This window comes from Atribacterota bacterium, assembly GCA_039638595.1.
GTDB lineage: Bacteria > Atribacterota > Atribacteria > Atribacterales > Caldatribacteriaceae > Profundicultor > Profundicultor thermophilus.
Window position 1 is genome coordinate 14,724 of record JBDIWM010000015.1, and the last position, 25,968, is coordinate 40,691.

A 25,968-nucleotide genomic window follows, 5' to 3' on the forward strand; every position below is an offset into this window, starting at 1 on the left:
TTCCCTCTGTCCTCCTAGTCTTTAGAGTATTTCCACTTCCTTCACAGTTTCTATCTCCTGAAATACAGAAATTAACTGCGTCACGGTCTGTGAAGGAGACAGAACAATCTGCAACCTGCAGTCCATACGCCCTCCTTTTTCCTCCCGAAGCCTTATTTTTTCAATGTTAACGCCTAGCTCACCTAACTTTGTTCCAATTTGGCCCAGCACACCTGGCTGGTTCAGAATGGAAAGTCGAAGTACCAGAACTCCTTTTTTGATAAACCTTTCCTCAAGATATTCAAGAAGCCAGAGCGTCACAAAGATAAGACCGGCGCTGACGAAACCAGCGAAAAACAATCCTGAGCCCAGAGCAATCCCAATACCACTCACCGCCCAGAGGCTGGCTGCTGTAGTAAGACCGGTTACCGATGGACCGTATCGAAAGATCGTACCTGCTCCCAGAAATCCAATACCGCTTACAATTTGAGCGGTGATGCGGGCTGGGTCAGAACCCATCTTCTCAAACGCGAAGATCGAAATAAGAGTAATAAGGGCAGAACCAACACAAACTAGAATGTGAGTCCGAAGACCTGCTGGCTTCTCAGCCAGTTCTCTTTGCCATCCGATAAGCCCACCGGCAAAAAAAGCCGCAAGCAGCCTTACAATAAAGTGGGTATATTCGTTGGTCAAAAGGTTAATCTCCATCGATAATCTGTACCTCACCATCCCCAGCTTTTTCGACGAATTTTTCAATATCTCGCATGTGTGGAAGAGCACTCTGAGCTCCAATTCTCGTACAGGCAATTGCTCCTGCAGTATTGGCTAGCTTCAGTGCCTCAAGCCAGCTTTTACCCATTCCAATGCCCATAACAAGACCAGCATTAAATGCATCCCCTGCGGCGGTGGTATCTTCCACTTTGATCGCTCTCGGGGGAAGATAAATGAATTTCCCGTCTTCGTAAGCTGCCATGGCTCCTTGTTCTCCCAACGTAATCACAGCTCGCGCCTTGCAACGTTTTCCAAGAGTGTTGATGGCTTCCTTGGCTTTTTCGAGAGAGTTAATTTCTATTCCACTTAAAACTTCCGCCTCGTATTTATTTGGAGTAATTATATCATCTGAAGACAAAATTTCTATAGGGAAAGGCTGCGCTGGTGCAGGATTGAGCACCACTCGTACCCCGTACCGGTGGGCATTTTCTATCGATTTCCACACCACTTCCTTAGGAATCTCGAGCTGCAGGAGGAGAAAATCGGAAGATTTGAAGAGTTCCGTAGCCCCGTCAATGTCCTCCACCGATAGTTCCATGTTCGCTCCAGGAGCAACGAGGATACGGTTTTCACCGTTTTCATCTACGAAGATGAAAGCCAGGCCGGTATGAGTTAGTGGTTTCCGGGTGACGAAATGAAAATCCACGTTTTCCTGTTCGAGATTAAGGAGCAAGCGATCTCCAAATTCATCATCTCCTACTTTGCCAATCATGCTCACCCATGCTCCAAGGCGCGCACAGGCAATAGCCTGGTTATTTCCCTTCCCTCCAGGGAACATAGAAAAGCCTCTGGCGAAGAGGTTTTCGCCAACTTCGGGCATCCGGTTAATTTTTAAAACCATGTCCAGATTTAGACTCCCTATAACCAGGATTCGGGGTTTCTGCAACGGTGGCACCTCCCTTACTGAGAAACTTTTACGGTACCTATTATAGTCTTTTCAGGGAATATCACCAAAATTCCTTAGTTGCAAATCCACACCAGTAAGGTAGAATGAAAGCGATTCAAAATTTTTCGGGGAAGGTGAGAACATGATCCCAATACATACTGCCCTGGTGAGTGTTTCTGATAAAAGCAACTTAGACCAACTGGCCCGTTTCCTATCTGAGAAAGGTGTTAAGATCGTCGCCACTGGAGGCACAGCCCGATTTATCCGTAGTCTGGGAATAGGGGTTCAAGAAGTATCAGATCTGACCGGTTTCCCAGAAATTTTAGGAGGACGGGTCAAAACCCTGCATCCGGTCATTGAGGGTGGAATTCTGGCCCGGCGAGGTTTTCCCTCGGACATGACAGACCTGGTCAAACATAACATCCAGCCCATTGACTTGGTGGTGTGTAATCTCTACCCTTTCGAAAAAATGGTGGAAAGTGGAGAAAAGGACCTTTCCAAAGTGGTGGAAGAAATCGATATTGGAGGAATTACCCTCCTACGGGCTTCTGCGAAGAACCATCGCTACGTGGTCGTGGTTTCTTCGCCTACGCAGTATCAAGAATTAATGGAAGAAATGGAAAAGAATAACGGCGCCTTCCCAGAAGAGAAGTCTCTACGATGGGCCATTGAGGCATTTTGGAAGAGTTCGCTCTACGACTCCCATATCGCCCAGTATCTGGAACAATTATCAAACCACGAAAAACGCTTCCCTGAACAAATTTCCATCGTCATGCGCAAGAAAACCGAGCTCCGTTACGGTGAGAATCCTCATCAGAGAGGAGCGCTCTACGAAGACTGTACACTGGATACGACTGGTTTTTTCAGGGAGCTCAAAATCCTCCACGAAGACAAAGAACTCTCTTTCAATAACCTCTACGATGTTCAGGCTGCTTTTTCGGCCGTTCGAGAATTCGAAGAACCGGCTACGGTTATCGTTAAGCACAACAATCCCTGTGGTGTGGCCACTGCTCAGGATTTAGCTCACGCCGCAGAAATGGCACTACAGTGTGACCCCGTCTCGGCGTTTGGAGGTATTGTGGCTTTCAATAGAAATGTCACTTTACGGAGTGCCGAGGTGTTTAAAAAACTTTTTCTGGAGGTGGTTATTGCTCCGTCTTACGACGATGACGCCTTGGAATTCCTCCAAAGTAAAAAGGGAATCCGTATCCTTACGGCACCCCTCAAACCATTTTCCCCCGTTGATTTGAAAAAAATTGATGGTGGATTCCTCTTCCAGGATGGTGACCGGATAGATTGTTCGCCAGAAAACATTCAAGTGGTCACCGAAAAATCGCCCTCCGAAGAGGAATGGAAGGACCTCCTTTTTGCTTTCAAAGTTGCCAAACACGTTAAGTCCAATGCCATTGTTCTGGCGAAAAAGGGACAAACTGTTGGTATCGGAGCAGGACAGATGAGTCGCATTGACGCCATGTACATTGCGGTAAGAAAGGCTCAGGGACGGGAGAAAGGAGCTGTGCTTGCCTCAGATGCATTCTTTCCCTTCAATGATGTTGTCGAAGAAGCAGGAAGATGCGAAATCAAAGCCATTATCCAGCCGGGTGGTTCAATCAGAGACCAGGATTCCATCGACGCCTGTAACCGTTGGGGCATCAGTATGGTCTTTACCGGAGTACGACACTTCAAACACTGAAAAACGGGGTGGAACCGTGAAAGAGGATAATTTCCGGATCGAGAGGGATTTTCTGGGAGAGAAAAAAATTCCTGCCGGACGGTACTGGGGAATCCACACCGCACGAGCCCGAGAGAATTTTCCACTTTTCATCCCTCCGCCTTGTTCTCTCATTCGAGCCTTCTTTGCCGTAAAATGGGCTTGTACAAAGGCTAATCTGGATGTTGGTCTTATCGAGGAAGACATAGCTCAAGCAATTCTCAAGGCATGTCAGGAGGGTTTGAAAGGTCAATTCGATACGGAAGTTGGAGTTTCCATTTTTCAGGGTGGAGCAGGTACTTCGCTCAACATGAATCTTAACGAAGTCATTGCCAATAGAGCCCTGGAAATCATGGGATTCGAAAAAGGACGATACGATGTTGTAAACCCATTCGATACGGTAAACCTCAGCCAGTCCACTAATGATGTCTTTCCTACTGCTCTGAGGGTGGCTACCCTCTGGGAAATGGAAAAAGTGGAGAAAGCCATTGTCCTCCTTCAGGATGTCCTTCAGAAAAAGGAGTTTGAATTTGCTCAGGTTATCAAAGTCGGCCGTACCGAGCTCCAAGATGCTGTCCCCATTACCCTGGGTATGGAGTTTGGAGCCTGGGCCGAAGCCATCGCCAGGGATAGGTGGCGGATTTGGAAAAGCAAGGAAAGAATTAAGGAAGTCAACTTAGGTGGTACTGCAGTGGGAACTGGACTCAATGCCCACCCTCTTTATACCAGCAAAGCCGTTTTGTACCTTAGAGAAATCACTGGATTACCTATAGCTCATTCGATGAATTCCTTTGAAAATACCCAGAATCTGGACGTCTTCGTAGAAGTCTCTGGACTCCTCAAAGCTTTGGCGGTGAATTTGCGAAAGATGGTCAATGACTTGCGACTCCTCTCTATGGGACCGAGAGCTGGAATTGGGGAGATCATCCTTCCTCCTCTTCAAGAGGGCTCGTCAATCATGCCAGGCAAAGTAAATCCGATACTCTGTGAATATTTGGAAGGAATCAGTATAGATGTCATGGGAAAAGACCAGGCTCTTACTTTCGCTTGCTCAAGCGGACAATTAGAGCTCAACCATCTTTTGCCATTTGTAGCGTTCTATATCCTCAGTATGCTCGAAGAATTAACCGTAGGGATAACGGTTTTCGCAGAAAAATATGTTCCCAATATCAAGGCCGATATTTCTAGATGCCAGGAACTCTTCGACCGGAGTTTTGCCCTGGCGACCCACATCGTCCCGTACCTTGGACACGAGAAGACCACGGCGCTCATCAGGGAATGCCTGACAGAAAATAAAAGTTTGAGAGGGATACTCATTGAACGGGGTTTCTTTACCAGGGAAGAACTGGAAATAATTCTCTCTCCTTCTGAGTTCTTAAAACCTGGAATACCGGGATGGGGGAAACTGAAAAAAAATGGTGATTGAAACAACACCGCGTAGTATTAGGCCACATATTGGGATTTTTGGTCGCAGAAATGTGGGGAAATCATCGCTCATCAACGCCCTGACCGACCAAGAAGTAGCGATTGTATCTGATGTACCTGGTACCACCACCGACCCTGTTTTTAAAGCCATTGAGCTTTTGCCCTTTGGGCCAGTGGTGATTGTGGATACAGCTGGGCTCGACGACGTCGGCTTTCTGGGGGAGTTACGGAAGAAAAAATCACTGGAAATTCTTCATCGGTGCGATGTGGTACTCCTGGTGTGGGACAACCACACCGACTTTGCTCTGGAAAAAGAGCTTCTGCAGATTCTCAACCAAGAACAGATCCTTGTGATTGGAGTCCATAATAAAATCGACCAGAATCATGAAAATTCCCTCAACCTCCCTTTTTCCATTCCAGTTTTTCGTACCAGCACCCTGAATCGGGAGGGAATAAAAGAACTCAAAACTGCTATCGTTGATCTGCTGCAAAAGGTTTACCAGGAAAAACCACTGGTCAGAGACCTTATCAAACCGGGGGACCTGGTCGTTCTGGTCGTACCAATTGATTTGGGAGCTCCTAAGGGGCGTCTGATTCTACCGCAAGTGCAGACCATCCGTGATATTCTCGACGCTGAGGGAATAGCTCTTGTGGTCAAAGAGCGAGAGCTGGTAGAAAGTTTGCAGAAATTGAATGGAACTCCCAAACTGGTTATCACTGACTCTCAGGTCTTTCATAAGGTTTCTGGAGCGATACCACCAAATGTCTTCCTCACCAGTTTTTCCATTCTTTTTGCCCGCTACAAGGGAGATCTCCTTACTTTTGTGGAAGGAGTGAAAGCCATCGAACAATTGCGACCCTTCGATCGGGTTCTCATTGCCGAGGCCTGTTCCCATCATCCTCTTCCTGACGACATTGGCAGGGTTAAAATCCCCCGGTGGGTACAGCAGAGATTGGGCGTGCGTCTCCAATTTGATGTGGTGGCGGGACCAAATCTTCCGGATGACCTATCCCAATATAAACTCATCATCCACTGTGGAGGTTGCATGATCAATCAAAAAGGGATGCTTTATCGTTTACGCCGAGCCAAAGAAAGCCACGTGCCCATTACCAATTATGGCGTCCTCATTGCCCACCTCCAGGGTATTCTTCCTCGGGTTATTGAAGTATTTCCTGAAGTACAAAATACCAAAAAGGAAGCTCATTCCCCAGAAGTTTACCGGAGTATAGGTGGACGATGGTCTCTTTAATTGGAAAGAATCTGAAAAATATCGTATTTGCGGAAAATCAAGTACCGGTCAGTCATCACGTTCAAGGGCTTTTTAGTAAAGCAAAAATTCTCGGCAAGATAACCGAGCACCGAATCAAGATTTTGCTCTCGAGCAACCTGGCTCTCGCTGGCTTGACGATAGAGTAAAGCTCCTCGTTCCTCCAGTTCTTCGCCTCGGTTGGCCCATTTTGTCAACCAACTACCCCTGGAGTGGAAATGTCCCGCATCAGGCCGTCCAAAGATATACTCAGGGAAAATTCCGCTTATAAAGAGTGCTACGTCACCTGCTCGTTTCAAAAAGAAAAAACGATACGGTTCTTCAGACCTTTCCCCCATTTCGGAGAGGAAATCCAAATCAAAATCAGAAAAGGTCTTTTTAAAATAAATGCCCTTCCCTTTCCTTACATAAACAGTGAAATTGTTGATCCGGACAAAAGAAGCAAGCATTTCCACCAGATAATCTCGAAGCATATCCTTTGAAAATACCTCCAATACTCTTTTCTGATCAAAAACTGGGACCCTGGTTTTGTAGCCAATGGTTTCCAACGTATAAGCTTCTCTCCGAATATCAAGAATGGCCCGACGAAGCAACAATTCAAAGTAAAGGTAAGGACTAATCCGGGCAAAAAGGTCCTCCTTTTCGAAAATCCGTTTAAAAATGCAATCCTGGTCCAGAAGGGAATCCAAAGATTTAGGGTCCTGTCTGACCAGAGCCAGGAAACGAGGTTTCTGTTTTTCATCCTCACACAATAAATCGACGATAAACTGAAAATCAGCTGGAGAAAACCTTTCAAAGATTCTCCGCATTTCTCTCACTTCCTAATACATCACTTTAAATTTCTCCATATAAAAGCGCTGGACATCCACATCTTTTCTCTCCTTTATATTGTAAACGTAGCGATATACCTTTTTCTTCCAAAAGTCGTCACTATTGAGATACCCTTTGCGCCAGTAATCGAAGTCAGAAGCTTTTACCTGAAAACTGAGTAGGTATTCTTCATCCATGATGAGCTGTACAAGGAGCCAGGAAACTTCAGGAAAAATCCGTTCCAAGGCTTCAAAACCTAACCCAATCTGATTCCAGAAAATCTGGTCAATAGATTGCCCCACCATGGCCATGCGGATATAGGCTTGGTCATCTTCAGAAATGTTGACTTCTAAAACCTGATATCCAAATTGGTTCAAAAGAGAAACCGTTTTTGCCACCGCTTCTTCTAAACTTTTGCTTTCCGCAATTTTACTCTCCACCAAGGTAAATGGTACTTCAAGCAATTTTTCTTCCCTCAGGTAAAACTTGGCCTGCCAGTTTCCAGGACTGAGTTTTCCTGTATTTTGAGTGAGATCCAGTTCACCCTGAACACCAACATAGCTTTTATCCTCCTCAAAAATAAGGGTGCTTTCGTACACCTCACCGCCAGGACCGAAAAATTGCCATCTGGCTTCGTCACCCTTATGAACAGCCTGGAGAAAAATCCAGAAAACGACTCTTTCATCCTCAGTGCTGAATTTGTCGACTCGTTCCAGAGGAAACCCGTCTTTGTCCAGCCCTCGACAAAGACTAAAATCAAGGATATCGCCTTCCTGTGAAAATGAGGAAAATGTCAGGATTCCCAAAAAAACGGTTACTCCTATCACCCGTAATACCACTTTACACACACCATTCACCATCCCCCCTCACATTCTTCTTCTTATTATACCTTCAACCTCCCGGTTCTAAAAGCAGTGATATAATCCATACAAAAGTCATCACAACCCATGAGCGCACGAGAGGCAAAAAGAATGGCCATGAGTTCCTCATCAAGGGGATCGATGATGGCTGCATCAAGGCCATACCCTACACATAAGGCCATAAAAGCCCGGTTGAGAAGACGGCGGTTGGGCATCCCAAAAGAGACGTTGCTGAGCCCACAGATGGTCCGAACTTCGGGATAGGTTTCTTTAATTTTCTTGATGGTTTCCAAGAACACCTTACCCTGAATCTGGTCAGTCCCAATGGGAACGACCAAGGGGTCAATAAATAGCTTTTCTTTCTCTATACCATAGTCTTGGATGGCCTCAATTAACTGGGCAACCAGCTTCATCCGTTCTTCCACCGATTGGGGAATATTTCCTTTTCCCATGGCTAATCCCACTACTAAAGCATTATATTCTTTGGCCTTGGGAAGCACGGCTCGAATCCGTTCCTCTTCTACGGTAAAGGAGTTAATCATAACCTGATTTTTCCGGTACACCTGGAGGGCTTTTTCTAACGCCACATCATTAGCCGAATCAAGACATAGGGGAATCTGCACTTCATCTTGGATGCATTCCACAAGCCAGGGAAGATTTTCCACCTCTTGTTTGGCATCGGTTCCAGCGTTGATGTCGATAAAGTGAGCCCCAGCCCGTTCTTGTTTCTGAGCTTCTTCAATAAAAAACGTTTTGTCCTTTCTTTCCAGAGCCTCCCGTATGGGCTTACGAGTTGCGTTGATCCGCTCAGCGACGATTAGCATATTTCTACCTCCTCTTTATAAGATAAAGAAAATTCTTGTATAAAGGGTTGAGCTAAGTAAAACGACCCGGCTACAATAAGGGGTAAATGCATGTTTTTGCTATACTGAAAAGCAACTTCTCGAGCTTCAAAAGGGTCTTCCACAACTTCGACTGGAATGCCCTGCCTTTCAAAGCAGGGAACAATTTCCAATGGACTTACGGCTTTAGGATTGAGTGGCTGAGTAAGGATAATTTTCCGGCTTTGCGGGACAATTTCTTCAGCAATTTTCCAGTACTCTTTTCCCTTTAAAAAACCGAGAAGAAAAACTGCTTTGGAAACATGGAGAAAACTTCTGAGCGTTGTAGTTAACTGTGCAAACGAAGCCTGGTTGTGAGCTACGTCAAATACCACTAATGGTTGCTGGGAAAGCACTTCAATCCGGCCGGGCCACCGAGCTCCTTTAAGGGCTCCCTCCACGTTCTGCTTGCGAAATGGTAAGCCCCATTCTTTTCCTGCCAGGAGTGCCACCATCAGATTCAAAACTTGGTGGTCACCAAGAAGAGGTACATGGCTTTCCCCGCCTCCCCATCCCTCAATTTCCCAGCAGATGGAAGAACCATGGATACCCCGTGTTAAAATCTCGTAACAACAGAACCGTTCTACCGGGAATACTGGTGAACCTTTGCGCGAAGCTTCGTCAAAGATTGTATCTTTGGCTTCTTCTTCCTGAGGGGCAAGAATAAGTTTCACGCCTTTTCTGAGAATACCAGTCTTCTCCTGGGCAATTTTCGCCAGGGTGTCGCCAAGAATTTCCATGTGATCAAAACTGATCGGAGTGATAATGGTAAGCAATGGATCACAGATGTTTGTAGCATCAAGACGTCCTCCAAGACCTACCTCAACTATAGCCACATCAACTTCCTGAAAGTAGAAGTAGAGAAGTGCCATGGCCACAGAAACCTCGAAATAGGTGGGTCGCCCAAAAGGAGAATGATGTTCCATGTCTTCGATAGTTGGGATCAGGTACTCAAGGAGCAAAGCTACATCCTGAGGCGAAATACATTTTTCTCCGATACGAATTCGCTCACGAAAGGTGAAAAGATGGGGCTTCGAATGGAACCCACATCGAAACCCCCAAGCGGAAAAAAGGCGCATGAGAAAATACGCAGTACTTCCCTTTCCCTTGGTCCCTGCCACAAGAATGACGGGAAATCGTTTCTGGGGATTTCCTATTCTTTCCATAAGCTCCCGCATCCGCTCCAGCTTCAGATCAGAATATGAAAGGGGCGTTTTTTCGTAATCAATAAGTCCATAGAGATACTGGATGGCTTCCCGATAGGTCATCGCGTTTCCCTTTCGACTTCAGTACTCTTCAGGCATATTCTGTAATTCCTCGTACGAAAAAACCGGTCCGTCTTTACAGACGTAGTAAGGACCGATGTTACACCGACCACACTTACCAAGACCACACTTCATCCGCATTTCCAGAGTGGTGATAATACGGTTTGCCTGAAAACCCATTTCAAGGAGCGTTTTAACGGTAAATTTTATCATAATTGGTGGTCCACATACGAGGGCATCGAAATTTCGTGCATCGATACGTAATTCTTTCAGTACTTCTGGGACAAGTCCCACTCTTCCATTCCAAGAATTTTCTCCGCGATCCACGGTAACAAGAAGCGAGAGATCCTTCCGCTTCCCCCAAGCCTCCAATTCCCAACGAAAAACAAGGTCCTGAGGCGTCCTGGCTCCATAAAGGATAAAGACTTCACCAAAGTCCTTGCGGTACGGAGCACTCAGGACATAATTGATGAGGGAACGAAGTGGAGCAAGTCCAATCCCTCCTCCAACAAAGAGGAGGTTTTGTCCCTTAAGTGAGTCAATCGGAAAACCATTTCCATAGGGACCTCGCACTCCAATAAGCTCTCCAGGATTTAGTCGATGGAGTGCTTCGGTAACCGTACCAGTTCTTTTAATACTGAATTCCAAGAGTACCTCTTGAGTGGGCGAAGAAGTGATGGAAAACGGTGCTTCTCCTTTTCCGGGGACAAAAACTTCAGCAAACTGACCAGGACGATACTCGAAATCCTGGGGGCGTCGAACACGGAAAGTTTTAATATCTTTGGTTTCCTCAATGACTTCCTGAATTAGAACTAATTCAGGAAGATAGATGTTCTTGACAGGTACGGATAGAGTATCCAATGTGTTTCGCCATCCTTTCCACTACTTCTCGAATGTCCCAATTCACTGGACAAATTTCCCGGCAAATTCCACATCCCACACATCCATAGTATCCTTCTCGCAGCGGAAGATAAGAAAACTTGTGCATAACCCTCTGTCGCACTCGTTCCTTTCCGGTGGGGCGAGGATTATGCGAAGAAGCGTGTAAAGTAAACTTGGGAAACATACAACTGTCCCAGGTTTTTAGGGCCAAACCTTGTAACCTTCCGTCCACAGACAAGTCAAAACAGTAACAGGTAGGACAAAGAAAAGTACAGGCACCGCAATTGATGCATCGCCAGGTCAATTCTTTCCATATCGTTTCCTCAAAGTGTGCATAAAGCTTTTGGGGAAAATCAGGCGGTAAAGACGGCGGGAGTTTGGCTTTGAGTTCTTCTTCTGCAAACATCAGGGCCTTCCTTTGCTCGGCGTCGATTCTCTTTCCCTCTTCAAAAAGCGCGAGGTCATCATTTTCCACATAGAGTCTTTCCTGGAAAGGGAAAACAAAAATACTCTCTTTATCTCGCCATAGAGGGCTACCCCCCACAAGGGAACAGAAACAAGTTTCTGGCATAGTGGAGCAACCGAGAATGACAAGACGAAGGTTTTTTCTTCTCTGCCAGTAATTTTTATCGACGTAGTCTTTTTTCAAAAAATTGCCATCCAAAACTTCAACCACCGCTTTCGCTTCGCAGGGAAGGAGGAAAAGGAAACGCAAAGTGGAATCATTTCCTGCTGTTTCTGTCAATTTCCAGCTTCGATCCTGAAAAGAAAACCGATACACTTCCTCCCATTCTGGAAAAACGACCTCTTTCGGTGTTTTAACCACTCTCAAACCCTGGGGAAGAAGTGTACAATACATTTTTTGTGCCTGCTCGGTGACCAGGAACGAATCACTGTGCTCGGCCACCTTTTTCCTGAACGTTTCCAGAGTAATAAGTTTTTCTCTCATGATCATCCCTCTTACCTGATGAACTCATTTGGATCATTCTCCCGATAGGTGAGAAGCGGTGGTTCTTTATCAGGGTTGACGCCAGCTTCAAAATCAAAGTTTTCCCGAATTAACTCCTCAACCTTACAGGGCAAAAGGGCAATGGGAATACCGACTGGACAGGCTCTTTCACAAGCCCCGCATTCTACACATCGTCCTGCCATGTGGAGGCTTCGTCCAATGTGGAAAAGCAAATTTTCATTGGGCGTTGCTGCTCCGCTCAACCAGTAGGGGCGTTGCATTTCGGCGAAACACTCCTTACAGTAGCACAAAGGGCAAGCATTTCGACACGCGTAACAGCGAATGCATTTTTTGGACTCCCCAGCAAAAAACGTCCACCGTTCTTCTCTAGAAAGTGTATCAACTTTCTTTAGAGCATTCTGATTCCATCGTTCCCGGGGGATGTACTGAACCTCCTGGCCTACTAAGTAGTCATAAAGCGGAGGATTGGGATGAAGACACCGCTGACAGGTTGCATCTAAAAAAGGACCAATGCTCATGGTCTTTCCTCGAAAAGTAAAGCTATCTAAGTGCCATTCAAAATCCGAGGGCCGAACTGATCCGAAATGTTCCTCAAGTTTTTTTCGGTCTACCATTCCGTAACAGGGAATCCCAGCGATAACGAGGTTTTCCCGTTTGACCTGTCTCTCTCGAATGAGTACCATGATTGCTCTCACATCGCAGGCCTTAGCAAAGATGGCGACCTTTCTCTCTTTTGCGTTTCTATCCAGGAGGTACTTGACGAGGTTATGTCCACAAAAATGATTAAAAGTGAGCTGGGTAACATCTTCCTTTTTCTGACACAAAAATGGGCGAGCTCGAAAAGGAAGAGTACCATGGGCATAACCAATGATCCATTCGACCTCACCAAGGATTTTGACGCTCAACGCACGGATTTCTTCTTCATACATGGGAAGAAAACTCCTTTACCATCTTTTTGGAAGGACCGATCCGCTTCACACTTTCCACCACATCCTGCACTACTTGGGCAAACCGCTGCCCTTCGGAAGCCGAAACCCAGGAAAATTGAACGCGCTCCTCTTCTACGCCCAGCCAATTCAAGAGTTCCTTAAGGAGAAAGAATTTCCGACGGGCAAAGTAGTTTCCACTGAAGTAATGGCAATCTCCTGGGTGACATCCTGAAACCAGCACCCCATCGGCACCTTCACGGAGCGCTCTGAGAATGTATAGTGGATTTACGGCACCTGAACACGGCACACGGATGACCCGAACATTGGGAGGATACTGAATCCGACTCACACCAGCAAGGTCTGCCCCAGCGTAACTACACCAGTGACAGAGAAACGCCACAATTTTAGGTTCCCATTGATTTTCGTTTACCATGAGAGGTATTCCACCTCCGAGAGGATTTGCTCCGGAGCAAAACCCTGTACCGTGATAGCACCACTCTTACAGGTTGCACTGCACAATCCACATCCTTTGCAGAGAGCGGGATTCACTTCAGCCACGTTCTTTTCAAAATTGATCCGGACAGCTCCGTACTGACACACTCGTTCACAGTCCCCACAAGCCGTGCACCAACGTTCCATGACCCTGGCAATTTGGGCCTCAGCATGAATGATTTCCTTGCTCAAGATGGTCATAAGGCGAGCAATACAGGCTTTTGCCTGAATCATGCTTTCCTGAGCCAACTTGGGGCCATGAGCTAAACCGCAGACAAAAACGCCTTCTGTGGCAAAATCCACCGGACGAAGTTTCACATGCGCTTCAAGGAAAAATCCATCTTGATTAAGTGGAACCTTGAAAATCTGGGCCAATTCCCGATTTCCAATTTCAGGCTCAATACCAGTGCTAAGGATAAGCCAGTTTGCTGGTAAATTTATTTCTTCATCCAGAATAGTTGTTCGCACCCGCACCAAGAGTTGATTATCCTCACGGAAAACCACCGGATTATCACCATCCGCAAAGGGGATAAAAACCACACCCATTTGGCGAGCTTCCCGGTAGTACCGTTCGTAAAGACCATAACTGCGAATATCGCGATAGAGGATATACACTTCCATTTCGGGATAGAGTTTTTTAATTCTTAATGCGTTTTTAATGGCTGTAAGACAACAAACCCGGCTACAGTACGGATGCTCCGTGTTTCGAGAACCTACACATTGAAGCATAACCACTTTTCCAGGTTGGGAGAAGCCTTCTTTTCCAAGGATTTTTTCCAGTTCAGTTTGAGTCATCACTCTCGGGTCTTCTCCATATAGGAATTCTTTAGGATGGTACGATATCCCTCCAGTTGCCAAAATCACTCCTCCATGTTTTATGGTTTTTATCTGTCCATCCTCTTCAATCACCGTCTCAAAATTGCCCACAAAACCGCTACTTTCCTTGACCCTGCTTTTGACCATAACGTGAATTCGAGGATGGTTGCTGACTTTTGCTGCGAGTTCGTTTTTAATCTGAACAAGGTTCTGCCCTTCCACAGTGAAGTACTCACGAAATTCCCGTAATCTCCCTCCTAGCTCTTCTTCTTTTTCAATTAAGTACACTTCCAGCCCTTGCTGCGCTGCTTCCCAGGCAGCCACCATGCCTGAGAGTCCACCACCAACAACCAGTACAGATTTCTGAATGGCCAGAGGTACGGAAACCAAAGGCTCAAGAAGAGAAGCTTTGGCAATGGCCATAGCCACAAGATCTTTGGCTTTTTCGGTAGCTTCCTTAGGCCATTCCTGATGTACCCAGGAACACTGATCGCGGATGTTAGCCATCTCAAAAAGATAAGGATTGAGCCCTGCTTCCCGGAGGGTTTCCCGAAAAAGCCCTTCGTGAGTTCGCGGAGAACATGAGGCAACAATGACTCGATTCAAGGCATACTCACGAACTTTTTCCTTAATCCGTTCCTGAGTATCCTGAGAACAAGTGTACAGGTTTTCTTCGGCGTAAACGACACCAGGAAAACTCCGTGCCCACTCTACCAGCACACTTGTATCAATAATGCCAGCAATGTTAATCCCACATCGGCAGATAAAAACTCCAATGCGCACTGGTTCTGTGCTCACATCTCTTTCTATCGGGTACTCTCTTTCCCGCACTTCACTGAAGCGCGCGGAGTGAAGGAAAGAAGCCACTTCACAGGCACAAGCACTGGCCTCCTGAACTGTATCCGGAATATCCTTGGGAGAGGATATGGTACCACAGAGAAATATCCCTTCTTTTGTGGAATGAATGGGAGAGGAAGCGTCGGTATACGGGAGTCCCCAGGGGGCAATGGATAAACCAAGGTTTTCCAGCTTTTCCTGTTCTTCTTGGGAAATGTGCAATCCTACCGAGAGCACCACAAGATCGAAAACCTCTTTCTTCACCAAACCACGTTCATCAACATAGGTCACTTCCAAGTCACCGTTTTCTAACTCACGGACATTCCCAACTTTTCCCTTGATGAACCGAATTCCCTCTTTTTTGGCTCGTTCATAGTAACGTTCAAAGTCTTTTCCGTAAGCTCGGACATCGATAGCAAAAACAGCCACTTCAAGAATCGATTTTTCTTCCCTTTCATCAACTAAAGGCAAGGAGGTTTCACAACCACACAGAGCACAAGCGCTCTCTGCCCTCTTTTCCACCGCTAAGTGTTCTTTGGCCACCAAAGCTTCTTTAATGGCATACATACAACACACCGACGAACAGTAGGAATGGCCCCGCTCCTCATCACGAGAACCAACGCACTGGATAAAGGCAACTTTCTGAGGAACCTTTTTATCCGATGGACGGACGACTTTACCCTGAAAAGGACCTGAAGCATTGAGGATACGTTCGAAATCTAAGCTTGTGACCACATTGGGGTACTTCTTGTACCCCAATTCACGGTACGCTGTAGTCGGGTCGAAAATTTCGCTCCCAGTAGCAAAAACCAGAGCTCCCACCCGAATTTCTTTCGTGTATTCCCTTTCTTCGTGCTGAATGGCCCGGCGCTGGCACGCTTCCACACAGCGCATGCACTCCGAACACTCCCCACAGGAAAGACACCTTCTTGCTTCCTCTTGAGCTTCCTGAATCGTGTACCCTTGAGTCACCTCTAAAAACCCCTTGATCCGTTCATCAATAGCACGTTTTGGAGTTTGCACCCTTGCTATCCTTCGTTCTTTCCAGGGTAGATGCAATGGGGCGGGAATTTTGGATAACACGTCCCCATTTTTCCCCGCAAGATACCGGTCAATGGCAAAAGCAGCCCTTTTCCCATGAGCAATGGCTTCAACCAGAGTTGCTGGACCGAGCACAAAGTCTCCACCGGCGAAAACACCCTTTCGGGAGGTATGAAGATTTTCATCCGTAGCCACAGTTCCCCAGGAAGTCAGTTCAACACCGCTCTCGGGAAGTTCAATCTTTTGACCAATGGCCACGATAAAAAGGTCTGCTTCCACTTCGTACTCCATCCCTGGAATGACCTCTGGTCTCCGACGCCCTGATTCGTCCGGAGCACAAAGCTTCATGACGTGGGTTTCCATCACAAGTTTCCCATCCTTTTCCAAAAACCTTTTGGGGCTGGCGCAAAAATAGAATTCTACCCCTTCTTCCTGAGCCTCTTCAATCTCTTCTTCGCGGGCTGGCATCTCTTCCCGGGAACGCCGGTAGTATATTGCTACTTTTTTGGCTCCCTTCCGCAAGGCACTTCGAGCGCAGTCGATAGCCACATTACCACCGCCTATGACCACTACTGTCTCGGCGTCCGGCACTTCTTCGCCCTTATTCAGCAGCATGAGATAACTTAAACCATCCACAATCCGGGGGTGGTTTTCACCTTCCACTCCTGCTTTCAGCCCTTTCCAGGCACCACAGGCCAGGTATACCGCCTGGAAACCGTTCTGGAACAAATCTTCAATTGTGAAATCTTTTCCCCATCTCTTCTGCAACGCAACCTGAATACCCATGTTTTTAATGGTATTAATCTCTCGTTCCACAATATCCCTTGGCAAGCGATACGCAGGAATCCCCAGCGTCATCATTCCACCTAAGCGATCCTGGGCTTCAAATACGGTGACCTGGTATCCCAGGAGTCGCAAAAAGTATGCACAGCTCAACCCACTGGGGCCACCGCCCACGATGGCAACACGCTTTTGTTGTTCTTCCTGTTTTTTAGGAAGAGCAACAATGTTGTTTTTCACTTCAAAGTCAGCCAAAAATCTCTTCAAATATGGAATTCCCACTGCCTCATCAAGAAGTCCCCTTTGACATTGTTCCATACAGGGATGGTGACAAGCCCGACCACAGATACCAGGAAAGGGATTGTCCATACGCACCACTCGAAGCGCTTCTTCAAAACGTCCTTCTCGGATTAAAGCTACATATCCTTCGGCTTTCTGTTCCAGAGGACAGGCAGCCTGACAGTTTGGTACACCTCTTTTTCTAATTCCAAAGGCACTGGGAAAAGCCTGAGGAAAAGGTCGATAAATGGCTTTACGTTCCGAAAGGTTTCCGTCGAATTCATTTGGTACCTTTATTGGACAAACGACTGCACAATCTCCACACCCGGTGCACTTCGTTACGTCCACAAATCGGCTTTTCTGTCTTATTTTTACGGTGAAATCACCCGGCACACCTTGAATCGACTCAACCTCAGCGTAAGAAAGAACCTCAATATTGAGATGCCTCCCACACTCCACCAGTTTCGGAGAAAGAATACACATGGCGCAGTCATTGGTGGGAAAAGTTTTATCGAGCTTGGCCATCATTCCCCCAATGGAAAAATCTTTTTCCACCAGGTATACCTTAAAGCCAGCATTTGCAAGGTCGAGAGAAGCTTGGATTCCTCCAATACCACCACCAACCACCATTACTGCTCCGCTGAGGTGGTTATCGCTCATCTTCCCTCCCTCCATCTACAAAAGAGAGTTTTTCAATCTCTTTCTGATAAAAACCGAGGTATCTAGGAAAGGAAAAAATGGCATTCTCAAAAAGGTAATCGAGGCAGTCGCGCCGTAGCTTCTGCGTTCTTCGATCCAGGTCTTCGACAATCTCCTTCCACTCTTTGCTCACGTATCCCTCTTCTACGGCGATTTCTCGAAGGACTTTGAGAATGTTGGTGAATTCAACATCTTGGGGACAGTGGGCGGTACAGCGGTAACACCCCACACACATCCACAGGTACTTAGAAGTAAGCACCTTTTCTTTTTCCCCTAAAAGAACCTGATGGATAATGCGCCGGGGGTTAAAATTCGCCTCCACTTCCGCCACCGGACATCCAGCTGTGCACACTCCACAAGAAAAGCATACCAGCAACCCTTCTCCTCCGGTACGCGAAGCAACCCGGTACTTAAACTGTGGATCAATCAACCGTTCTTCTATCATGGTTACTCAACCTCTCTTAAGGGTCGAGGGTATAGGCCACTCCTTTTGACGATCTCCGGTACAATACTTTCCCAGGCAATGGCCATGATATGCACTCCTCGAACTCCTTCTATTCTCTTTAGTTCCTCGATAATTTCCACACAGATTTTAACTCCTTCCTCCTTTGGGTCCTCTGACCTTTTCATCCTCTCCACGAGGTATTGAGGAATTACAAGACCAGGCACTTCTTTTTGCATATAGTGCATAGCCTGGATAGACTTCACTGGTATGACACCGGCAAGAATGAACGCCCTTTCATGAAGCTTCATCTTTCGTACTTCTTCCATGAAGCGGGAGAATGCCTCCACATCAAAAACAGCTTGCGTTTGAATAAATTGGGCTCCCGCCTGGATTTTTTTTGCCAGACGGTACACCCGGAACTCCATGGGATCAGCAAAAGGATTTTCCCCAGCGCCTAGAAAAACTTTGACTTCTCCTTTCAAATTTTCACCATTTTCAAAAATCTTTCTGTCACGCATGTTATGGAAAATACTGAGAAGCTGGACAGAATCGACGTCAAAAACATTCTTTGCCTGAGGATGGTTGCCCATACTCTGGTGGTCACCGGTAAGGCACAAGATGTTCTCAATTCCCAGAGCACAGGCTCCCAAAAAATCACTCTGGAGTGCAATGCGATTACGATCTCGACATACCATCTGCATTACTGGCTCTATTCCGCAATCCTGAGCGATAAGACAACTGGCAAGACTACTTAAGCGCACAATGGCGGTCTGGTTATCGGTGATGTTTACCGCGTCAACATACCCTCGTAACTGCAAGCATTTTTTCTCAATGATACTTCTTTCGGTTCCCTTAGGTGGTCCCACTTCAGCCGTAACAGCAAAGATTCCCCTACCAAGAATTTCTGCTAAAAAGCTCATAATGTCACGTCCTCACGAAGCATCTTTCTCTGACCCCCATACCGAGAGGAAGACCAATTTTTGGGTGGTTGAATCGAGAGAAGCTCTTCCAGCCTACCCTGCATTTTCATACGGTCGTAGATGAGCTGCCAGGCACAATCCCGCTCTGACTTCACCTCACACTTACCACCTTTCGATCCTCCACAGGGACCATTGAGTAAGCTTTTGGCACAGCGAGTCACCGGACAAACATTCCCAAAGTGATGAACGGTACAATCTCCACATCCTGAGCAGCGTTCTTCCCATATTCCCTGGTGGACCGGCGCCCCCATGAAGGTGGTATTGAGACCGGGTAAAACCAACTTATCAGGAAAACATTCGGAGAGAACCTGAGTTCCAATTCCACAGGCCAACGAAAGGAGCACCTCGTACGAAGCAATCTCCTTTTGAAGCACAAGGTTGAATTCCGGTTCGCACTGCCTCTCCGCCACCGAAGCTTGCGCTGTAAATCCTTTCAAACGGAGGATAGCAGCAAGTTCCCTGGCTTCTTTCTCCCCCCCAGACATGCATACCGTAACACAGGTCCCACAAGCTAAAACCAGCACACTCCGAGAAGTTTTTAGGTTATCTACGATTTCGCGAATGGGTTTCCTCTCTCCAACAATCATTTTGATTCTCCCACGGTGTTCAATAAGAGACTTTCAAGGACTCTCTGAATCTCTCCCACCTTTTCGGCTGTGACCAACACACACGCAACTTTCTTATCGATGTCCGCTTCTTTTAGAAGAGTATTCACTCTTTGAGTTTTCCGAAATGCAAAATCACTTCCTCGCTGATTCACACAACTTCCCAAAGGACAGCCCGCCAAAATCAAATACTGATAGCCGTTTTCCAAAACCTTCAACATCATTTCCTCATTAACCACCCCTAAGCAGGGGACAGCCATAACGTCCATTTCATGCTCTGGAAATACCTCAAGAAAGCGGAGGAGCGCCGTAAAACCGCCTTGATTACAACCAATCGATGCAATCCTCATTGTTCTTCACTCCAGGTAGACTTGATAAAGAAAAAATCTTCGGTATACAGGCTATTGATTCCGATAGCTGAGGCAGGACAAAAAGCCATACAGATACCACACAAATGACACTGTTCCCAGTTAATCCGGGCTTTTTTTCTCTTGCTCTCTCCCTCGATACTGACGGCTCTCCAGGGACAGGTTCGAAAACAAGTGAGACAAAGCACACATTTTTCCTCATCGACTGAAGCACATTCGGAAAGAGTAAGCCTTCCCTGGTTCAAGTACTCTTCCACTGCCTGGGCAAGCTGTAGGAAGTTGTCCTGATCACGTCGGGAGAAGACGAATACCCCATCAAGAAACGAAGAAAAAGGTGGTAAATTTGGGTTCTCAAGGTCGCCAAATTCCTCTTCTTCCTTTTCTCCTTTCCACCAGGGTATGGCGGGAAAGGGAAGATATGTTCGTCGAGGCACATAGATCACCCAGTCTGCTCTGATTTTGAGGCTGTATCCATCTCTTTCAGTTTCAAACTCCACCCAAGCTCCTTGCATTTCTAAAGTAGGTTGTAGCTTCACCGCATCCATCCTGACTTTTTCAAATAAAACTCCCTGATTTCGAGCCTCGCGATACTCTTGCTCTAAGGAAGCACCAGCCACTACGATTTCCTGGGCCAAAACGAAAACTTGTGCTCGTTCCCTCTCGGCCAGGCGCCGAGAAAGCCCAAAGACTTCTTTCCAATCCTCCAACAATGAGGAACTATCTGGAGGCACAATGAAAACAAGGGTTTTATTTCGCATCGTCTTTCGAGTCATACCATTCTTAAATTGGTTAAGGGGAAGTATTCGTCTTGTTTCTTCGACCTCAGGAGGAATAAAAAGCGGTGGTTTTTCATCCCATTCAGGAAGAAGAATGATTGCTCCTACTGTTTCCCCTGAAGGGGAATCATAGAGAAGAAAGTTTATTCCCTCTCTTTTTACCAGAAGCGGTTCCTTTCTCACAATGTATGGAATATCCAAGCGGGACAGTGCTTCTTCCAGCATCGTCTCTCGACGAGGAGTAACGAGCACTCGTTTTTCGGGCAGAAGCTGAGTAGCCTTAACAGAGGGGGGTTTCTTTTGCCTTTTTATAGCATCCATAAAGAAATGTTCGAATGTTTGTAGAGCCTTGGTGGGGAAAGCATGCTGTATTTCTTCCCAGGGGAAAACCCTGATTTTCAATGGATTTACCTTTCTTTCTAGAGCGAATCTGAGCGTTCGCTCTCTATCCCAGGAAAAACTGTCAGTTAGAATAAAGATTTCCTCAAAAGATTCAGGAGAAAAATCTTCATCGTATCTTTTCACTTTTATGTCAATCCCTGTTTTCTTTTGCACTTCCCAAATCCAGGAAGGTGATACGCTCCAATTGTCTGTATAAAGCCAGAGTGCTTTCCTCAAAGCTTTATCCTCCCTATCGTTTTTCGGACTCTCTGGCTAACTTGCCAGGCGCTATGCAGACTGCCCTCGATATCGCGAGGACCACAGGCAGTTCCGCAAACAAAAACTCTTTCCTGTGAAGTGGTCCCCTCACCATAATCTCTGATAAATCCCTCAGGAGTAAAATTGAGCCGTAACATCTCCCCAATTTTTTGCGTTCCTGGTGAGGGAACCATACCCACCGAAAGGATAACTGCATCATATCCTGAGGGCTCCTCGCCAGAGTTCCCTTCTAAAATCAAGAAAATCTTTCCGTCCTTTTCCTTCGCTTCAAAAGGCATTTGCCGTACCAGCCGAATTTTCTTTGTTGTTTCCCAAAGTTTCTCGGTCTTCTTTCCGACTATCTGGAGATCCATGTAGTAAAAGTCGATTTCCAGCTGAGGATACAGAAAGAGTAAATCCTCAGACAGACGCAGAGCATAGCGGCAGCACACTTGAGAACAGTATCCACGTTTCTCTTTAACGTTTCTTGAACCAACGCACTGTACAAATGCTATTCTCCTCCAGTGGGCAAACTTTTGAAAAATACCCTGGTTTAGACTCGTTTCAATTTCAAATCCGGTATAAATATTTGGGAACTTTTTCCAACCTAAATTGGGTAATTCTCGAGCATCAAAAGGGGAAGCACCAGTGGCAACAACGAGAGCCCTTCCATTGAGAACTTCTCGATTGGTAAACAGGAAAAACATTTCTGCTTTCTTTTGCACTTCCTGAACCGTCCGCCCAGAGAATACCGGAAACTCTGGTTTTTTCCTCTTCACCGAGAGCGCTCTGCAAACCCCACAGTATAGACACTCTGAAGTGGCCTTACACCCCAGCTGCAAAGCAAGACCCCCTGGGGATCTTTCCTCCTCCAGAACGGCAACCCGAAAATCACTCTGGAGATACTCTGCAGTTTTCAATCCTGCCACTCCTCCTCCTAAAATCAGGACGTCAAAATCCAAAACGTTTGCCTCCTCTTTTCTCAGAATAGACCAATCACGTTTCCTTCAGAATCAATATCAATTTTATTTCCTGCTGGCACAGAGGGCAATCCAGGCATGGTACGCATTTCACCACAAAGAGGATAAAGAAAACCAGCACCAATAGAGGGACGAATGTCCCGGATGGGAAGTTTGAAATTTCGAGGTCTTCCTTTTAACTTCGGGTCATGAGAAAGAGAAAGGTGGGTTTTCGCCATGCATATTGGGAGCTTATCCCAACCAAAGTCGGTAAATTGTTTTATTTTCTCCTCTGCCATGGGCTCATACACAACACCATCAGCACCATACACTTTGGTGGCGATGATTTCAATTTTTTCCTTAATCGCAATGTCCAGAGGATAGAGGAACTGGAATCGATTCGGTTCCTCGCAGGCCTGGACAACCGCTTCAGCAAGTTTCCGGCCGCCTTCTCCTCCCCTAGCCCATACCTCAGAAACTGTAGCCGCAAAGGCACCATTTTCCAGGGCAATCCTTTGCACTGTTTCAATTTCCCGGTCGGTATCGGTAGAAAAAACGTTAATTGCTACGACCACTGGTACCCCAAAAAGACGGGCATTCTCAATTTGCTTTATGAGGTTTTCTGACCCTTTTACCAGGGCATCAAGATCTTCCTTTATAATTTCTGCATCCAGGGGTTTCCCAGGCACCACCTTATATTTACCACTGTGCATCTTTAAAGCTCTGATGGAACAGACCATCACCACGCAATCAGGCTTAAGACCACTATAACGGCATTTAATATCCATGAATTTTTCCATCCCACAATCAGCTCCAAAACCACTTTCAGTCACCACGTACTCGCTCAATCTCAATGCAATCTGGTCCGCAATGATGGAACTATTCCCATGGGCAATGTTGGCAAAAGGTCCAGCATGCACAAAACAGGGGGTATTTTCCAGAGTCTGCAAAAGGTTCGGCTTAATAGCGTCTCGAAGAAGCACCGTCATGGCTCCAGCACACTGCAAATCCTCCGCCGTAACTGGTTTTTTATCCTTCGTGTATCCAACTACAATTTTTCCTAACCTCTTGCGGAGGTCAAAAATATCCGTGGTTAATGCTAAAATTGCCATGACTTCTGAAGCCACCGCAATATCAAAGCCACTCTCCCGGGGAATCCCATTATCCTTTCCCCCAAGACCGAGAACGATCTTTCGCAAGGCACGATCACTGATGTCCACCACCCGAGGCCAGCTTATACTGAACTGGTCAATACCAAGTTGATTTCCATGAAAAAGGTGATTATCAATGAAGGCAGAAAGAAGATTATGGGCTGCCGAAACGGCATGGGTGTCCCCGGTCAGGTGAAGGTTAAAATCTTCCATAGGAACTACCTGCGAATATCCGCCCCCCGCAGCACCACCTTTAATCCCAAATACCGGACCCAGGGACGGCTGTCGAATGCAGACGATGCTCCTTTTACCAATTCTATTAAGAGCCATCGAAAGACCGATGGTGGTTACGGTTTTTCCCTCTCCCAGCGGAGTCGGAGTAATCGCGGTAACGTCGATATATTTGCCAAGTGGATGGTGGTGAAACTTTTTCAAAACTTCCAGTGAAACCTTTGCTTTATACTTTCCGTAAAGCTCAATATCCTCTTCCTCCAGACCTAATGACCGGGCAATTTCCGTGATAGGTTGCATTTCTGCTCTCTGGGCAATTTCAAGATCACTGAGCATAATCTCCCTCCCGAAAATTTTGTGTCTTAATTATTCGTTAGTTAAGTTAATTAATTAAAAGCGTTCAAAAAAGGGGGTAATCCCCCTTTCTCTTCAGTTAAAATGCAAAAGTTCCTTGGCCTTATCCACTGCAGAAGCTGCATCGGGTGCATACCCATCAGCACCAACTTCATCAGCAAACTTTTGGGTTACCGGTGCCCCACCAATCATAATCTTTACCTTATCCCTGATACCAGCCTCGTTGAAAGCTTTGATGTTTTCCCGGATCTGCACCATGGTAGTGGTAAGAAGAGCCGACATGCCCACCAGCTGAGGATCATTTTCCTTAACAGCCTGAATGAACTTTTCAGCTGGTACGTCAATTCCCAAATCAATCACTTCAAAACCTGCTCCTTCCATCATCATGGAAACCAGGTTCTTCCCGATGTCATGGAGGTCCCCCTTCACGGTTCCAATGACCATCTTCGCCATTGGTTTTACTCCAGTCTCTGAAAGTTTTGGCTTTAGAATTTCCATCCCTGCTTTCATAGCTCGAGCCGCAATGAGCACTTCGGGGACGTAGATTTCGTTGTTCTTAAACTTTACCCCCACCTCGTTCATTCCCTTAATGAGTCCACCAGTTAAAACATCTCCCGGAGTCATGCCCTCGTCAAGGGCTCTCTGAACCAACTCAGCTACTGCCTTAGCATTCCCAGCGAAAAGCTCCTGAGCAATCTGTTCCAGTACTTCTGCCATATCGAAACCCTCCCTCTCTATTATTTGAAAATAATATTAGCAAAAAAAAGGAGAAAAATCTATAAAATAGATATATAATTTTAAAAAATTATTAAGTTATGAGAAGGAGGAAAATATGTCAGGAAAGGAGACTTTCGTCAAATGGTGTCAGGTTAAAAATCAAAAAGATGCCCTCAGCCTTTTTATTGGAGGAATTTTGGCTGGCGTGTACATCGGTTTTGCTAGTCAACTCTTCACTCTGGTCACGGCAGTGCCAGTTCTCTCGTTCGGGATGACTCAACTTCTGGGAGGCGTGGCTTTCTCGGTAGGACTGGTCATGGTGGTCTTGGGCAAAGCTGATCTATTCACTGGAAACTGCCTTCTTTTTGCGCAGTGTTTCCATGGGTACCGCTACGTCCAAATAACCCTTTATAACTGGTTGGTTGTATACTTGGGAAATTTTCTGGGCTCTTTCTTTCTTGCTCTACTTTACGCCCACTCCGGTCTTTTTAAAATGGGAGGAGGAGTGCTGGTACAGCGTATAGCAGATATTGCTCAGACTAAAATCAGTCTTACTTTTTCCGAGGCTTTCGTGAGGGGAATACTCTGCAACTGGTTGGTTTGTCTTGCGGTTTTCTTCTGTATCATGGCGGAAAACAACCTAAATCGTATTCTGGCCATTCCTGGCCCAATCACCACGTTTGTAGCCCTCGGTTATGAGCACAGTATTGCCAACATGTACTTTTTCCCTGCAGGAATAATGGCACAAAAATACCTGGGAGAAGCATCACCCATCACCTGGGGTCAAGTCATTTTTACCAACCTTTTCCCAGTCACTCTGGGAAACATAGTAGGAGGAAGTTTCTTCGTAGGATTTCTGTATTGGATTATACTCCGTAATGAGTGATTTCCATCACATTTCTGTGTAAGCAAAGTAACTTTCCTCTTTAATGGAGATCTTTGACAAACCACGAAATGAAGCAAGTTCATAAAACCCCTAAAAGAGGACTCTCCTGTCCTCTTTTAGGGTTAAAAGACCTGCTCGACTGATTTTACCTCGGGAACTTCCTCTTTCACTACCCTTTCAATTCCATCTTTCAGGGTAATCATCGACATAGGGCAGGCGCCACACATTCCTTTCAATCGAACTTTCACCACCCCGTCGACGATATCCACAAGTTCG

24 protein-coding genes are annotated in these 25,968 nt (G+C 46.2%); 4 read left to right on the plus strand and 20 right to left on the minus strand.

Annotated elements, in window-relative coordinates:
- Positions 1–21: 21 nt before the first annotated feature.
- A complete protein-coding gene (locus tag ABDK92_05110) occupies positions 22–687 on the minus strand; it encodes an MgtC/SapB family protein (GenBank protein ID MEN3186002.1) in 666 nt (221 codons plus the stop codon).
- Positions 677–1,645 (minus strand): ribokinase, encoded by a 969-nt coding sequence (rbsK, locus tag ABDK92_05115; protein ID MEN3186003.1) that lies wholly within the window; start codon positions 1,643–1,645, stop codon positions 677–679. Before rbsK ends, ABDK92_05110 begins: the two co-directional genes overlap by 11 nt.
- A 133-nt stretch (positions 1,646–1,778) precedes the next feature.
- On the opposite strand from rbsK, the gene purH reads away from it, so the two are divergent.
- From purH to hydF, 3 genes are read left to right on the plus strand one after another with little or no spacing between them, the layout of a single operon-like run.
- On the plus strand, positions 1,779–3,329 hold the full coding sequence (purH, locus tag ABDK92_05120; GenBank protein ID MEN3186004.1) for a bifunctional phosphoribosylaminoimidazolecarboxamide formyltransferase/IMP cyclohydrolase: 1,551 nt from the start codon (positions 1,779–1,781) through the stop codon (positions 3,327–3,329).
- Positions 3,330–3,345: 16 nt separating this feature from the next.
- Positions 3,346–4,773 (plus strand): aspartate ammonia-lyase, encoded by a 1,428-nt coding sequence (locus ABDK92_05125; protein MEN3186005.1) that lies wholly within the window; start codon positions 3,346–3,348, stop codon positions 4,771–4,773.
- Entirely contained in the window at positions 4,769–6,022 is a 1,254-nt protein-coding gene (hydF, locus tag ABDK92_05130; protein ID MEN3186006.1) for a [FeFe] hydrogenase H-cluster maturation GTPase HydF, read from the plus strand. Before ABDK92_05125 ends, hydF begins: the two co-directional genes overlap by 5 nt.
- Here hydF and ABDK92_05135 read toward each other — a convergent pair.
- The 17 genes from ABDK92_05135 to ABDK92_05215 all read right to left on the minus strand — a co-directional run bounded on the left by ABDK92_05135 (position 6,019) and on the right by ABDK92_05215 (position 24,806).
- A complete protein-coding gene (locus ABDK92_05135) occupies positions 6,019–6,849 on the minus strand; it encodes a hypothetical protein (GenBank protein ID MEN3186007.1) in 831 nt (276 codons plus the stop codon). The two genes, hydF and ABDK92_05135, sit on opposite strands and share 4 nt — an antisense overlap.
- Positions 6,850–6,861: 12 nt before the next feature.
- Positions 6,862–7,710, minus strand: coding sequence for a hypothetical protein (locus ABDK92_05140; protein ID MEN3186008.1), 849 nt, complete (start codon positions 7,708–7,710; stop codon positions 6,862–6,864).
- Positions 7,711–7,733: 23 nt separating this feature from the next.
- Entirely contained in the window at positions 7,734–8,534 is an 801-nt protein-coding gene (locus tag ABDK92_05145; protein MEN3186009.1) for a dihydropteroate synthase, read from the minus strand.
- Entirely contained in the window at positions 8,528–9,859 is a 1,332-nt protein-coding gene (locus tag ABDK92_05150) for a folylpolyglutamate synthase/dihydrofolate synthase family protein (GenBank protein ID MEN3186010.1), read from the minus strand. The genes ABDK92_05145 and ABDK92_05150 overlap by 7 nt, the downstream gene beginning before the upstream one ends.
- A gap of 18 nt (positions 9,860–9,877) precedes the next feature.
- Positions 9,878–10,717, minus strand: coding sequence for an FAD/NAD(P)-binding protein (locus ABDK92_05155; protein MEN3186011.1), 840 nt, complete (start codon positions 10,715–10,717; stop codon positions 9,878–9,880).
- Positions 10,674–11,687 carry a 4Fe-4S dicluster domain-containing protein gene (locus ABDK92_05160; protein ID MEN3186012.1) on the minus strand — a complete coding sequence of 338 codons (1,014 nt, stop codon included), beginning with the start codon at positions 11,685–11,687 and terminating at the stop codon, positions 10,674–10,676. The genes ABDK92_05155 and ABDK92_05160 overlap by 44 nt, the downstream gene beginning before the upstream one ends.
- A gap of 11 nt (positions 11,688–11,698) precedes the next feature.
- The gene (locus ABDK92_05165) at positions 11,699–12,637 is read right to left on the minus strand and encodes a 4Fe-4S dicluster domain-containing protein (GenBank protein ID MEN3186013.1); all 939 of its coding nucleotides are present in this window, start codon (positions 12,635–12,637) and stop codon (positions 11,699–11,701) included.
- Positions 12,630–13,070, minus strand: a complete 441-nt coding sequence (locus tag ABDK92_05170; GenBank protein ID MEN3186014.1) for a hydrogenase iron-sulfur subunit — start codon at positions 13,068–13,070, stop codon at positions 12,630–12,632. Before ABDK92_05170 ends, ABDK92_05165 begins: the two co-directional genes overlap by 8 nt.
- Positions 13,064–17,542, minus strand: coding sequence for an FAD-dependent oxidoreductase (locus ABDK92_05175; protein ID MEN3186015.1), 4,479 nt, complete (start codon positions 17,540–17,542; stop codon positions 13,064–13,066). Before ABDK92_05175 ends, ABDK92_05170 begins: the two co-directional genes overlap by 7 nt.
- Entirely contained in the window at positions 17,532–18,026 is a 495-nt protein-coding gene (locus ABDK92_05180) for a 4Fe-4S dicluster domain-containing protein (protein MEN3186016.1), read from the minus strand. Before ABDK92_05180 ends, ABDK92_05175 begins: the two co-directional genes overlap by 11 nt.
- 2 nt (positions 18,027–18,028) lie before the next feature.
- Entirely contained in the window at positions 18,029–18,946 is a 918-nt protein-coding gene (locus ABDK92_05185; GenBank protein MEN3186017.1) for a methylenetetrahydrofolate reductase, read from the minus strand.
- Positions 18,943–19,593: a methylenetetrahydrofolate reductase C-terminal domain-containing protein gene (locus ABDK92_05190; protein MEN3186018.1), complete on the minus strand. Its 651-nt coding sequence runs from the start codon at positions 19,591–19,593 to the stop codon at positions 18,943–18,945. Before ABDK92_05190 ends, ABDK92_05185 begins: the two co-directional genes overlap by 4 nt.
- A complete protein-coding gene (locus tag ABDK92_05195; GenBank protein ID MEN3186019.1) occupies positions 19,590–19,961 on the minus strand; it encodes a hydrogenase iron-sulfur subunit in 372 nt (123 codons plus the stop codon). Before ABDK92_05195 ends, ABDK92_05190 begins: the two co-directional genes overlap by 4 nt.
- Entirely contained in the window at positions 19,958–21,280 is a 1,323-nt protein-coding gene (locus tag ABDK92_05200) for a 4Fe-4S binding protein (GenBank protein ID MEN3186020.1), read from the minus strand. Before ABDK92_05200 ends, ABDK92_05195 begins: the two co-directional genes overlap by 4 nt.
- A gap of 89 nt (positions 21,281–21,369) precedes the next feature.
- Positions 21,370–22,356 carry an FAD-dependent oxidoreductase gene (locus ABDK92_05205; protein MEN3186021.1) on the minus strand — a complete coding sequence of 329 codons (987 nt, stop codon included), beginning with the start codon at positions 22,354–22,356 and terminating at the stop codon, positions 21,370–21,372.
- A 20-nt stretch (positions 22,357–22,376) separates the two neighbouring features.
- On the minus strand, positions 22,377–24,071 hold the full coding sequence (locus ABDK92_05210; protein MEN3186022.1) for a formate--tetrahydrofolate ligase: 1,695 nt from the start codon (positions 24,069–24,071) through the stop codon (positions 22,377–22,379).
- Between the two features lie 93 nt (positions 24,072–24,164).
- Positions 24,165–24,806: a corrinoid protein gene (locus ABDK92_05215; GenBank protein ID MEN3186023.1), complete on the minus strand. Its 642-nt coding sequence runs from the start codon at positions 24,804–24,806 to the stop codon at positions 24,165–24,167.
- Between the two features lie 115 nt (positions 24,807–24,921).
- On the opposite strand from ABDK92_05215, the gene ABDK92_05220 reads away from it, so the two are divergent.
- Positions 24,922–25,692 (plus strand): formate/nitrite transporter family protein, encoded by a 771-nt coding sequence (locus ABDK92_05220; protein ID MEN3186024.1) that lies wholly within the window; start codon positions 24,922–24,924, stop codon positions 25,690–25,692.
- Between the two features lie 122 nt (positions 25,693–25,814).
- On the opposite strand, the gene ABDK92_05225 is transcribed toward ABDK92_05220, so the two are convergent.
- A partial coding sequence (locus ABDK92_05225) for a NifU family protein (protein ID MEN3186025.1) occupies positions 25,815–25,968 on the minus strand: 154 nt, incomplete at its 5' end.